The organism is Flavobacterium sp. NRK1 (assembly GCF_024054175.1).
Taxonomy (GTDB): domain Bacteria; phylum Bacteroidota; class Bacteroidia; order Flavobacteriales; family Flavobacteriaceae; genus Flavobacterium.
In genome coordinates, this window is record NZ_JAMXLA010000001.1 from 1,192,509 (window position 1) to 1,205,750 (window position 13,242).

The following is a 13,242-nucleotide window of genomic DNA, read 5'->3' on the forward strand; positions in this document are numbered from 1 at the left end:
AATTAATTTACTCTTAGTTCAACGGAATTTTTTACTCTTTCCAGTATCTGCATAGCATATTCGTCACCTTCCTGATGCACTATCATAACCTGCTGCAAACCATGAGCCTGTTTAAACAGCAATACCTCATAATAGGCTCTTATAGGTTTTGCTGTAAGCGGGTCTTTAAGTGTCATGTTGCCATATGCCCTCATACCGGTTATACCTTTATCGGTGTTAAACTCTTCGTTTTTAACCAGTATGTTGGTAGCTCCCTGCGCTTCGAGCGATTTTATGCCTCCTTCAAGTGCTACGTTTAGATCTATATCTGTTTCCTCCTTAAAGGTTGTTGTAGAAACAGCAATATAGAATTTTTCAAACATGGCGCCATATTCAAACATAGCCATGTTTTTGATTTTGGCTTTGGCGTCAGGCGGAATCATGCCCGACACATCACGGCGTTTAAGTACTTTAGGGGTTTCTATAAATACAGACGGATTGCCGTATTCACTCTTAACCCATTCGCCTTCCAGCAATTCTTTTGTAGGGTGCCCAAGGAAATTATCCCTCAGGTAATCCATACCAAAAGTTGTAATAGAAAACACAATAACAAACGATACAACAAATGCTATACCGGCAATAATAAGGTTTCTTTTCTTTTTTGCTTTCTTTTTGCGCTGCGCCTCAAGCCAAAGCTGTGTATGTATATCGTCTTCCTCTTTTTCTTCCGGAATACTGCGGTCTATTACTACAATGGTTTTTTCTATTCTGTTGCGGTCTTCGGCAATTTCAAAATCAAGCGGACGTGACTTGGCAAATTTTACCATATCTGCCGTGCGCAATATCTTTTCAAGTTCTTCAAAAGTTTCCTGTGTAAGGCTCATTCTCTTTTTAAGCACTGCCGCACGCATAGCCTCAATAAGCTCACTTGTAGTGCTTTCCATAGCGGGTACATGAATGGCTTCTTCTATGTACACACGGGCAATATCTGTAAGCTGGCTGTAATAGTCTTTAACCTGCCCTTTTGCAAGAAGCTCTTTCTTTTCAAGATTTTGCAGCTCGCGGGTAGCTTTTTCTATTGGCGTGATAAGTTCTTCTTTAGCTGCTTTTGGTTCACGCGGCTTTCTGCGTTTAAGATAATATCTTAACCCAAAAGCCGTACTGCCCACAAATGCCAGTATAAACAACAGCCAAAACCAGAAAGTATTATTAGCTTTAGCTTTAAGCACCGGCTTAATATCAAACATTTTCTGTTTAAGGGTATCTACTTTTATAGTGCGTACCTCAACAAGCAGAGAATCGGTTTTTACACCTTTGTTGTTTATAAATACAGGCAGTGACGGAATTACATACCGTCCGGAGTCAAACTGTGTAAGTCCGTATTTTTTAACCAGTTCATACCTGCCTCCATCTCTAATGGTATCTACAGGATAAGATTCTAATACTTCAAGCCGCCCGAAGTTTTTCCCCTCAGGAAAATTTACACTGGCCGAGGTATCTACCTTTGTTTTAAGCGTAAGGTTAAACTGGGAGCCTATCCTTATTTTAGTTGAATCTATACTTGCCTGAACCTGCTTTTGCTGCCCGAAAACAGTTACGGCAGCCAGTAGGAATAGTATGGTATATAGTTTTGTCCTGATCATTTTTATTTTGTTTTAACCAATGGTTATACTACCTGGACTTAAAGTAGCCCAGCAGTTTGGTTACATACGACTCGTCAACCCTCGTGCTAAGGGCACCTGCACCGCAGCGGCTAAAGGTATCTTTAAAATATTTAAGCCTGTCCTGATAGTAATTGGAATATTGCTGCCTTACCGATTTAGAACCTGTATTTACAAGCATGCTTTGCCCTGTTTCGGCATCAAGCATATTTACAAGCCCCAGGTTTGGCATTTGTTCTTCGCGAACATCAAATACTCTAACACCAGTAATGTCGTGCTTTTTTGATGCTATTTTCAACGTATGCTCATAATCCGGCGTTGCCATAAAATCGGAAATAAGAAAAACGATAGCTTTCTTTTTAAGTACACCACTCAAAAATTTAAGTGCCAGCCCTACATCAGTTTTTTTGCTTTTAGGCTGAAACTCTATCAATTCCCTTATAATACGCAACACGTGCGATTTACCTTTTTTAGGCGGAATAAAAAGCTCTATCTGGTCTGAAAAAAGTATAAGCCCAATTTTATCATTATTCTGGGTAGCGCTAAAAGCCATAGTAGCAGCAATTTCTGTAACTATATCTTTTTTAAACTCATTTTTTGTACCAAAACTTTCAGATCCCGAAACATCTACCATAAGCATCATGGTAAGTTCGCGTTCTTCCTCAAATACTTTTATGTAGGGTTCATTGTAGCGTGCTGTAACATTCCAGTCTATAGCGCGCACATCATCGCCAAACTGGTACTGCCTTACTTCGCTGAAAGTCATACCACGCCCTTTAAATGAGGTATGATATTCTCCCGAGAAGATATGATCGCTCAGCCTTCGCGTTTTGATCTCTATTTTCCGAACCTTTTTTAATATATCTTTTGTTTCCATAACGTTAGTCTAAAGTCTAAGGTCTTAAAGTCATAAAGGAACACAGACGTTCGGCTTTATGACATTTGACTTTATAGCTGATTAAGGCACTTCAATTTCATTAACTATTTTGTTAATGATGTCTATTGAAGTAATGTTTTCTGCCTCTGCTTCATAAGTAACCCCAATTCTGTGGCGAAGCACATCGTGTACTACCGCTCTAACGTCTTCAGGAATTACAAACCCCCTGCGCTTAATAAATGCATAACATTTTGCAGCATTGGCAAGGTTAATACTACCCCTTGGCGATGAACCGAAACTAATAAGCGGTTTCAGGCTTTCCAGTTTATATTTTTCCGGATAGCGGGTAGCAAATATTATATCAAGAATATATTTTTCTATTTTTTCGTCCATGTAAACCTCTCTTACAGCTTCCTGAGCGCGTAAAATCTGCTCAAGAGTAACCACCTGATTTACTTTTTCAAATGCACCTTTAAGGTTCTGGCGCACCACAAGGCGCTCATCCTCCATTTTAGGATAGTCTATAACTGCTTTAAGCATAAAACGGTCAACCTGTGCTTCAGGCAGCGGGTAAGTCCCTTCCTGCTCTACCGGGTTCATGGTTGCCATTACTAAAAATGGTTTTTGCAGTTTAAAAGTCTCCTCTCCTATGGTTACCTGTTTTTCCTGCATGGCTTCAAGCAACGCCGACTGTACTTTTGCAGGAGCCCTGTTAATCTCATCGGCAAGAACGAAGTTGGCAAAAATTGGCCCCTTTTTAATAGAGAACTCATTTTGTTTAATGTTATAGATCATTGTACCTACCACATCGGCAGGAAGCAGGTCGGGTGTAAACTGAATACGGCTAAAGGTTCCGTGTACCGCCTGGCTAAGTGTATTAATAGCAAGGGTTTTTGCAAGTCCCGGCACACCTTCAAGCAATATATGCCCCTGTCCTAAAAGGCCAATAAGCAAACGTTCAATCATATACTTCTGTCCAACAATAACCTTGTTCATTTCCATAACAAGCATGTCTACAAAAGCACTTTCCCTCTCTATTTTTTCATTAATCGCCCTAATGTCGAGCGTTGATGTATTTTCTTCCATATCCTTATAAATTTTGGAGTGTGAATTTAGCAATGTTAAAGTAACGAAACAAATACATTTTTAATATAATTTTTGTTTGTTAATGAGTTGTTAAAGCAATTCATACTTATGGTTTATTTAATGTTAACAATTAAATATCAAAATCCTTTTGCCTATTCAGCATCAAAAGTTGTGCCTTTGCAGATGCATTTCCCTCTGAATAAATTATAAAATGGCAGTATAGTATCTGAAAGCTTTAGTTAAAAATGCCGAGTTTAATCTCTATTAAATTTAGCCGCTAAACACCTGTTATGATGCTCAAAATACTGAAAACAGGCTTTTACTATTATTTTAAGTTGTTAGGCATGCATCTAAATAATGATTTGATTATTTTTATAGTCAAAATCTTAAATTAAAAAATGAGTATTACACTTTCTCCTATAATAGCCGGAGCCATGAACTGGGGCGTGTGGCAGGCTAATTTTACTACAGCCGAAATGGCAAGAATGATTCACTCCTGCTTTGATAACGGCATTACCACTTTTGACCATGCCGATATTTATGGCGGCTATACAACAGAAGCCGAATTTGGTAAAGCATTTACCCAAAGTGGTATTGCACGCGAAAAAATTCAGCTTATATCCAAATGCGGAATTCAGCATACTGTTGGCAACAGGCCAACCAAGGTAAAACACTACGACTATTCTAAAGAATACATACTGTGGAGTGCCGAAAACTCGCTGAAGTTTTTACAGACAGACCATCTTGACATTTTGCTTTTACACAGGCCCAGCCCGCTTATGCAGCCTGATGAGATTGCCGAAGCTGCGCAAAAGCTTAAACAGGAGGGTAAAATTAAAGCCCTTGGGGTTTCTAACTTTACTACAAGCCAAACCGAACTTATAAGAAGCCGTACCGACGTATTCTGCAACCAGATAGAATTTTCGGCCACGCACCTAAACCCAATGCTTGATGGCAGTTTTGATTATATGATGATGAATAACATTAAACCTATGGCATGGAGCCCAATAGGTTCTATATTTAAAGAACACAACGATCAGTCACACCGCCTTAAACTACTGCTTGCAGAACTTGTTGCAAAATATGGTGTTACCGCCGACGTTATTCTTTTAGCATGGATAATGCAGCATCCTGCCGGAGTGGTGCCTGTATCAGGCTCTGCAAGTCCTGAAAGGTTTAAAAACCAAATGAAGGCTGTAAACCTGAAACTGGAACTGGAAGACTGGTTTGCCATCTGGACAGAAAGCATAGGTAATAAAGTGCCTTAAAAGTCGTAAAGTCTGAAAGACGAAAGTCCTAAAGCCATCATCCAATTTTTTAATTACTAAATCTTTTCAATTTTTAATACAGTATGAAAACAGCATTAATAACAGGCGCTACAAGCGGTATAGGCCGTGCTACTGCACGACTGTTTGCTAAAAACCATTACAGGCTTATTATCTGCGGAAGACGCGAAGACCGCCTTGCCGAACTACAGGATGAGTTTTCGCCGCTAACAAAAGTACATACGCTAAACTTTGATGTTCGCCATAAAAAATCGGTAGCGCAATCTATAAAGTCACTTCCTAAAGAGTTTGCCAATATAGATATACTAATAAACAATGCAGGGAATGCCCACGGCCTTGACCCAATAGAAAATGGCGATGTTGATGACTGGGATGCAATGATAGACATTAACGTAAAGGGCCTTTTGTATGTTAGTAAAGAGGTTATACCAAGTATGGTAGAACGCAAAAGCGGACATATTATAAACATTGGATCTATTGCAGGAAAAGAAACCTATACCAACGGTAATGTATATTGTGCAACCAAACATGCTGTCGATGCTATAAACCAGGGCATGCGTATGGATTTAAACCAATATGGCATACGCGTTGGTGCTATAAACCCGGGATTGGTTGACACCGAATTTAGCGAAGTACGTTTTAAAGGCGATACCGAACGTGCCAGTAATGTATATAAAGGCTATGAACCACTTAAACCGGAAGATATTGCCGATGTTATTCATTTTGTGGTTTCAAGACCTTACCATGTAAATATTGCCGATTTGCTTATACTGCCAACGGCTCAGGCGAGTGCTACAATAGTTAATAAGAAATTATAGAGTTATTGAGTTGCGGGTTTCGGGTTGACTTACTCTTATAAATAATTATGGCTAAAATAGAACGTTTTGAAGATTTACAGGTTTGGCAATTAGCCCGAGAGATATGTAATGATATATGGACACTTTTTGAAACCACATCATTAGGCAAGGATTACGAACTGAAAAACCAAATGAGCCGTTGTTCGGGTTCTGTTATGGATAATATTGCGGAAGGTTTTGAAAGAAACGGAAACAGAGAATTTATACAATTTCTGAGTATATCTAAAGGATCTTGTGGCGAATTGAAATCACAATTGTATAGGGCATTAGATAGAAAACATATATCGCAGGAACAATTTGATATTATAACTGCAAAAGCAGAAATTGAAAACAAAAAAATTGGTTCATTTATAGTCTATTTAAATTCAAAAGATTACAGAGGCAGTAAATTTTGTAAAACATTTCCGGCTCAATAAGAACCCGAAACCCAATAACCCAATAACCCGATGATTAACAAACGCCTCTTAATTAAAAACCTGCTCGCTCATAATGACGAGAGCAGCTTTTATGATAAAAAGAGGCAGCTTAACCTGCATACCAAAGAGGGTAAAGCTAAGTTTGTTAAACACATATGTGCGCTGTCTAATTCTAACCCCATAAACAATTCTTACATTGTTGTAGGTGCAGAAGATCATGATAACGAAATACTGGGAACCGATTTTTATGACGATAGCCGTATTCAGAATCTGGTAAATGCCTTTCTGGTAAATCCGCCTTCAATTCAGTATGAAAATGTACCCTTTCCAAACCTGCCTAAAGATAAGGTTATAGGGCTGGTTACCATCAAACCAAAAAGCGGTACTTCTTACTTTAAAAAAAATGTTTACACCATACCGGCAGGTGCCATTTTTATTCGTCGCGGCAGTAATTCTGTTCCTATAGATGCGCTGGATAATCAAACTCCTGAATATCATCAGAATGCCGAAACTGTGGCCGGCATTGAAAACAGCTCCCGAAACAGTATAGAACTTACGCTTGAAGGGGTTATGGACTTTGTAACCAACCGCCACAGAGATATGTCGGCAAAATATAAAGTGTTTAAAGAGCTGTTTGTAGTATGCTGGGCAGGCAATAAAAAAGTGGTTAAAGGGCGTACTTACTACTCCCGTGTGGATATTGAACTTATAAATGAACAGATCAAACTGTTTTATTCTGCTCTTGATGAGGTAAGCATTGAGTATAACGAAGACAGTTTTTCTATTACAGAATATGTAGCATTAGGGCTAAACGACAAAACCAGTTATTATCCGCTTGAGGAAGTAAGCATACGGTTTCAGGATAATGGCTATTATAAAATGGATTCGGTGCTATTGTTTGAGCCTCCGCAATATAACCGCAAAATGATGTATCATATTTATAACGCCAACCTCTCGCTTATAGATAAGCTAAATAAAGGCATATCATTATCGGAACGGGAACAGAAAGACCTGCTTAACCTTTCCTCTACCCTTATGATATGCCACCTTAATGGTTTTACCGAGGCAAAACAAAAGCTTATAGATGCAAAACCGCTATTAAAAGCCTGGCCCGATGAGCAGGTTTATATTTCGTTTAAAGAAGCTATGCGTGTACTCCGCAAAATGAAATATGCATAAAAGTCAATTTTACCTTATGAATAACAATTTGTACTACAGTCTTTTTAAAAATTTCGTAAACTTGTAGTATGAGCAGAACATTAGTAATTGGCGATATACATGGCGGATATAAAGCATTGATTCAAATACTTGAACGCGCAAAAGTTACAACTACAGACAGGCTTATTTTTTTAGGCGATTATGTAGATGGCTGGGGACAGTCGCCCGAAGTAGTGGACCTGCTTATCAGCTTAAAAAATACCCATCACTGCATTTTTATGCGTGGAAACCATGATGATTTGCTGCTGGAATGGCTAAAATCAGGCACATATAATGATGAATGGTTTAATCATGGTGGGAGGCTAACTACCGAAAGCTATAATCTGCTTACCGAAGATAAAAGGCAATTGCATATACTTTTTCTGGAAAGCCTGGAAGATTATTATCTTGATGATGACAACCGCCTGTTTGTTCATGCCGGGTTTACAAATCTTAACGGGGTAAAACACGAATACTTTACCCGCCTGTTTTACTGGGAACGCACATTATGGGAAACAGCACTTGCGCTGGATAAAAGCATGCCGCGCACCCACCCTAATTACCCCAAACGTTTTACCCTTTATAAAGAAATATTTATAGGCCATACGCCCGTTACACGAATTGGGCAAACCGTACCTATAAATATGGCAAATGTATGGAATACTGATACCGGAGCCGCCTTTAAAGGCCCGCTTACTATTTTAGATGCCGATACTAAAGAGTACTGGCAAAGCGACCCGGTTTATACTTTATACCCGGATGAAAGTGGCAGAAATTAAGGGTGTCATAACAGCAAAACTGTGTTTTAACAAATGTTAGTGTTACGTTAAAAAAAGAAGGAAAAAACTAACACGTTGCCATTCTTTGTAAATTAGTAAAACCAACTTTTTTTAAATGACACTTTTAGATCAATATATAAACGTTCGCAAATATACAGAAGAGATTTGCAGACTGCTGCATCCGGAAGACCATGTACCGCAGCCTGTACCCTTTGTAAGTCCGCCTAAATGGCACCTTGCACACACCACCTGGTTTTTTGAGGAATTTTTGCTAAAACCCCACTTACCAGGCTATAATGTATTTAACGAAGATTTCAGCTTTCTTTTTAACAGCTACTATAACAATGTTGGCAAAAGGGTTTTAAGAGCCAACAGGGGCGCTATAACACGCCCTGCAACATCTTATATTATAGAATACCGCCATTATGTAGATATGCATATGGAACTGCTGCTGCAAACCAAAGCTGCACATCCTGATATACACAGCCTTATAGAACTTGGCTGCAACCATGAGCAGCAGCATCAGGAATTGTTATTTACCGATATTAAATATATCCTGTCCTGCAACCCTATATCGCCGATATATAACGAAGATATTACCTGGGAAAACCAGCATAACATTGAAGATGGCTTTGTTACAATTGATGAAGGCGTATATGAAATTGGTTTTACCGGAGAAGGCTTTAGTTTTGATAATGAGCACAACCGCCACAAGGTATATATTAATTCTTTCGAAATTTCCCGATCGCTTGTTACCAATGGTGATTTCATAGAGTTTATAAATGCAGGCGGATACCATAACTTTAACCTTTGGCTTGATGAGGGCTGGAGCTGGGTAAATGAAAACAAGATTACATCTCCGCTTTACTGGCACAAGGCCGAAAGCGGATGGCAATACTTTACACTATCGGGTATGCAGGATATTGATCCTGATGCTATGCTTACCCACATTAGCTTTTATGAGGCATTAGCATTTGCCGAATGGAAAAAAATGCGCCTGCCTACCGAAGCCGAATGGGAAGTAGCTTCGGCAGAATTTGCTTGGGGCCGCCGCTGGGAATGGACACATAGCGCATACCTGCCCTATCCCGGCTTTGCAAAACCCGAAGGGGCTGTAGGCGAGTACAATGGCAAATTTATGATCAACCAAATGGTATTGCGGGGCTCATCATGTGCTACACCCGAAGGGCACGCACGCAGCACATACCGAAACTTTTTTCACCCGGACGAACGCTGGCAGTTTAACGGCATCCGTCTTGTAAAACTCTAAAACACATGAACACAGCCCTCATAAATCCTTTTGCCGAAGACATACTTGAAGGACTTACCGCAAAAGAAAAGCATATTTCGTCTAAGTATTTTTATGATGATAACGGCAGTCGTATTTTTATGCAGATAATGCAGATGCCGGAATACTATCCTACTGCCTGCGAATTTGAAATACTTTCGCAACAGTCGGGTGCTATTTTTAATAAAATAAACCTGCAACAAAAGTTTAATATTATAGAATTTGGCAGTGGCGATGGTACGAAAACCCGCCAGCTGCTTAAAACTTTTTTAGATAAAGGTGCCGATTTTACCTATATACCCATAGATATTTCACAGGAGGCAAATGATGCCCTTAAACGCAACATGAAGTCTGTATTGCCGCAACTGAATATAAAACCCCGCACGGGTGATTATTTTGAAGTTCTGGACACTTTACAGGGCGATAAAACTCCTAATTTTTTCTTGTTCTTAGGTGGAAACATAGGCAATTATAAAAGAGAGGAAGCCCTGGACCTTCTTAAAAAGTTTAATGCCGGAATGAAAAAAGGCGATATGCTGCTAATAGGTATGGATTTAAAGAAAAATCCACGTACAGTACAACGCGCCTACGACGATCCGCATGGCATTACACGCGCCTTTAATATGAACTTGCTGCAACGCATAAACCGCGAACTGGATGCCGATATAAACCTTGATCAGTTTGATTTTTACTGCGATTATAATCCAAAAAGCGGCGAAGTAAACAGTTATTTGGTAAGCCTTAAAAAACAGCATTTTCATAGTACGGTACTCAATACAACTTTTCATTTTGAGAAAGATGAGCTTATATGGACAGAACTTTCACAAAAGTATAGTTTTGAGGAAATTGAATCTCTTGCCGAAGCCGCTGGTTTTAATGCAAGCCATAACTTTTTAGATTGCAGGCATTATTTTACTGATAGTTTGTGGATCAAGTAAGTTATGGTTTAAAGGTTCAGAATTTTGGGTTGTGATTCTGAGGTAATGAAATGAAGAATCTGTTAGTGCGAAAATAAGTTTCTTTTAGTAAACCACCCCGGCTTTCAGCCACCCCTCCGAAGGAGGGGAAGGTTATAACTGAAATTTGTTGTAAAACAAGAAAGGCTGCCTTTTAAAGACAGCCTTTGCTAGTAACACAATATAAAATTAGATAGATTACAAATCAAATTTGATACCCTGTGCCAATGGCAGCTGTGTACCATAGTTTATAGTATTGGTTTGTCTTCTCATATAGGCTTTCCAAGCATCAGAACCACTTTCGCGGCCTCCTCCTGTTTCTTTTTCGCCACCAAAAGCACCACCAATTTCAGCACCCGATGTACCAATATTTACATTGGCAATACCACAATCAGATCCTGCCTGAGAAAGGAATAACTCCATTTCTCTCATATTATTGGTAAATATAGAAGAAGACAGTCCCTGCGGAACACTGTTCTGCATATCAATTGCCTCTTCTAAGCTGCTGTACTTCATTACATATAATATCGGTGCAAATGTTTCATGCTGTACAATTTCAAAGCTGTTTTTAGCTTCAATAATGCAAGGTTTTACATAGCAGCCGCTTTCATAACCTTCGCCCTGCATAACACCGCCTTCTACAATTACTTTTCCACCTTCGCTTTTAGCTTTTTTAATAGCATTAAGGTAGTTCCTAACCGAATCTTTATCTATAAGCGGACCTACGTGATTACTACTGTCTAAAGGATTACCTATTTTTAACTGAGCATACGCTTTTTTAAGTACCTCTATAGTTTTATCATACATGCTTTCATGAATAATAAGCCTTCTTGTGGTAGTACAACGCTGTCCTGCAGTACCTACCGCGCCAAATACAGCTCCAACAAGTACCATATTTAAATCGGCATGTTCAGATACAATAATTGCATTATTCCCACCAAGTTCAAGAATAGTATTTCCAAAACGCTCGGCAACGGTTTTAGATACGTGACGGCCTACTTTTGTAGATCCTGTGAAAGAAACCAACGGCATGCGCTTATCATTATTCATAAGGTCGCCATTTTCCCTTCCGTTTATAAGACAGCTAACGCCTTCCGGAATATCATTTCTTTCTAATACCGTTTTTATAATGTTCTGGCATGCAATACCACATAGCGGAGTTTTTTCGCTTGGTTTCCAAACACAAACATCGCCACATACCCAAGCCAGCATAGCATTCCAGCTCCATACGGCTACCGGAAAGTTAAATGCAGAAATTATACCTACAATCCCTACCGGATGATATTGCTCATACATACGGTGCATTGGCCTTTCGCTATGCATTGTAAGTCCGTAAAGCTGACGTGATAAACCAACTGCAAAATCGCAGATATCTATCATTTCCTGGACCTCACCAAGACCTTCCTGAAGGCTTTTACCCATTTCATAAGAAACAAGCTGGCCAAGAGCTTCTTTATTCTTGCGAAGCTCATCACCCATCTGGCGAACTATTTCACCTCTTTTAGGAGCAGGAACAAGCCTCCATGTTTTAAAAGCTTCTTCAGCTTTTGCCATAGCAGCTTCATAATCTTCTTTTGTTGAAGATTTTACTTTAGCTATAAGTGTTCCGTCTACCGGTGAATAGGATTCTATAATAGCACCATTAGCAAAGCTATTGCTTCCGGTTGATGTACCATCATTAATATCTTTTATGCCTAATTTAGATAAGGCTTCCTGAATTCCGAATTGGTCGGTAAGTGTTGCCATTTAACTTTTCTATTAAAAATTGTTATATTTTACAAATGTATAGAATTTTGATTAATCCGTAATTTATATCCTTTTAATTTAATTTTAAATATAAAATAAACGGTAGATTTTAAAAAAAATTCTTTTTTCTGAACAATATCACTCCAACTGCAGAAAGCAGTAATGATACACAAACTATAATTGCAAATCCGTAAGGGCTATCCTGTAATGCATTGGGTACATTCATACCGTATAAACTTGCCACAAGGGTAGGTATCATAAGGATGATAGATATTGATGTAAGCCTTTTCATAACCACATTGAGGTTATTAGATATTACAGATGCATAGGCATCCATCATTCCGGTAAGTATATTGCTGTAAATATTGGTGGTATCCTGCGCCTGTTTAATTTCAATCTCAACATCTTCCACCATATCAGGGTCAAAAGTATCTTTATAGGTTTTAAGATTCTTAATTCTGTAAAACAGCAACTCATTACCTTTTAAGGATGTTATAAAATATTCAAGGCATTTTTCCATCCTGAACAGTGCCTGAAGGTCTTCATTCCTAACGGATTTTTCAAGGTTGCTCTCGGCATATTTTATACCCAGGTTTATTTGTTTCAGGTACTTTTGAAACCATATACTTGATGAAAGCAGCAGCCTGAACACCAAAGAAAAATGATCTGATACCGTAATATTTTTACGCTGTGAGTAAGTAACAAAATCTTCTATAAGCTCATTTTCAACAAAACAAAGCGATATGCATGTTTCATCATTAAAAATAACACCTAACGGCGCAGTTGTATAAGGCAGTTTTAAGTCGTCATTTTTAAAAGGCATCCTCATAACAATAAGGCACCAGCCATCTTCAAACTCAATACGGGGGCGTTCGTCTATATCGTCAATATCGTTATAAAAAGCCTCCGGAAGTTTTAAGTCTTCAAGTAAGTATCTTTTTTCAGACAGGGTTGGGTTTACGGCGCTGATCCAGATAGATTCGGGCTGGCTTGCAGTTGCAGCCATACCTGTAGCATTGTTGTTGTAGTACGTAATCATAAATGCATTCCAAATGTTGGTCAACAGGGAATGCACCAGGGCAGTTCCCTATCGAAGATTAATTAATTCCCGATG

Annotated in this window: 12 protein-coding genes; 7 read left to right on the forward strand and 5 right to left on the reverse strand. The window is 38.9% G+C overall.

What is annotated here, in order from left to right:
• Nucleotides 1-2: 2 nt before the first annotated feature.
• From NHE85_RS05670 to NHE85_RS05680, 3 genes are all read right to left on the reverse strand, one after another.
• Complete coding sequence (locus tag NHE85_RS05670; RefSeq protein WP_374676572.1) at nt 3-1,619, reverse strand: hypothetical protein; 1,617 nt, start codon at nt 1,617-1,619, stop codon at nt 3-5.
• Between the two features lie 31 nt (nt 1,620-1,650).
• On the reverse strand, nt 1,651-2,517 hold the full coding sequence (locus NHE85_RS05675) for a DUF58 domain-containing protein (RefSeq protein ID WP_252810519.1): 867 nt from the start codon (nt 2,515-2,517) through the stop codon (nt 1,651-1,653).
• Nucleotides 2,518-2,598: 81 nt separating this feature from the next.
• Nucleotides 2,599-3,603, reverse strand: a complete 1,005-nt coding sequence (locus NHE85_RS05680) for a MoxR family ATPase (RefSeq protein WP_252810521.1) — start codon at nt 3,601-3,603, stop codon at nt 2,599-2,601.
• A 398-nt stretch (nt 3,604-4,001) separates the two neighbouring features.
• Between NHE85_RS05680 and NHE85_RS05685 the strand changes: the two genes are divergently transcribed.
• The 7 genes from NHE85_RS05685 (at nt 4,002) to egtD (ending at nt 10,364) form a co-directional block, all read left to right on the forward strand.
• Entirely contained in the window at nt 4,002-4,871 is an 870-nt protein-coding gene (locus NHE85_RS05685; protein ID WP_252810524.1) for an aldo/keto reductase family oxidoreductase, read from the forward strand.
• Nucleotides 4,872-4,954: 83 nt separating this feature from the next.
• Nucleotides 4,955-5,707, forward strand: a complete 753-nt coding sequence (locus NHE85_RS05690) for an SDR family NAD(P)-dependent oxidoreductase (RefSeq protein ID WP_252810526.1) — start codon at nt 4,955-4,957, stop codon at nt 5,705-5,707.
• Nucleotides 5,708-5,754: 47 nt separating this feature from the next.
• Nucleotides 5,755-6,162: a four helix bundle protein gene (locus NHE85_RS05695; RefSeq protein ID WP_252810528.1), complete on the forward strand. Its 408-nt coding sequence runs from the start codon at nt 5,755-5,757 to the stop codon at nt 6,160-6,162.
• A 30-nt stretch (nt 6,163-6,192) separates the two neighbouring features.
• Nucleotides 6,193-7,341, forward strand: coding sequence for an ATP-binding protein (locus tag NHE85_RS05700; protein WP_252810530.1), 1,149 nt, complete (start codon nt 6,193-6,195; stop codon nt 7,339-7,341).
• A 68-nt stretch (nt 7,342-7,409) separates the two neighbouring features.
• On the forward strand, nt 7,410-8,138 hold the full coding sequence (locus tag NHE85_RS05705; RefSeq protein ID WP_252810532.1) for a metallophosphoesterase family protein: 729 nt from the start codon (nt 7,410-7,412) through the stop codon (nt 8,136-8,138).
• 115 nt (nt 8,139-8,253) lie between these two features.
• A complete protein-coding gene (egtB, locus tag NHE85_RS05710; RefSeq protein WP_252810542.1) occupies nt 8,254-9,408 on the forward strand; it encodes an ergothioneine biosynthesis protein EgtB in 1,155 nt (384 codons plus the stop codon).
• 5 nt (nt 9,409-9,413) lie between these two features.
• Nucleotides 9,414-10,364: an L-histidine N(alpha)-methyltransferase gene (gene egtD / locus NHE85_RS05715; protein WP_252810543.1), complete on the forward strand. Its 951-nt coding sequence runs from the start codon at nt 9,414-9,416 to the stop codon at nt 10,362-10,364.
• Nucleotides 10,365-10,580: 216 nt separating this feature from the next.
• Here the strand turns inward: egtD and NHE85_RS05720 are convergent, their stop codons facing one another.
• Entirely contained in the window at nt 10,581-12,128 is a 1,548-nt protein-coding gene (locus NHE85_RS05720) for an aldehyde dehydrogenase family protein (protein WP_252810544.1), read from the reverse strand.
• A 109-nt stretch (nt 12,129-12,237) separates the two neighbouring features.
• The gene (locus NHE85_RS05725; RefSeq protein ID WP_252810545.1) at nt 12,238-13,167 is read right to left on the reverse strand and encodes a magnesium transporter CorA family protein; all 930 of its coding nucleotides are present in this window, start codon (nt 13,165-13,167) and stop codon (nt 12,238-12,240) included.
• Between the last annotated feature and the right edge of the window lie 75 nt (nt 13,168-13,242).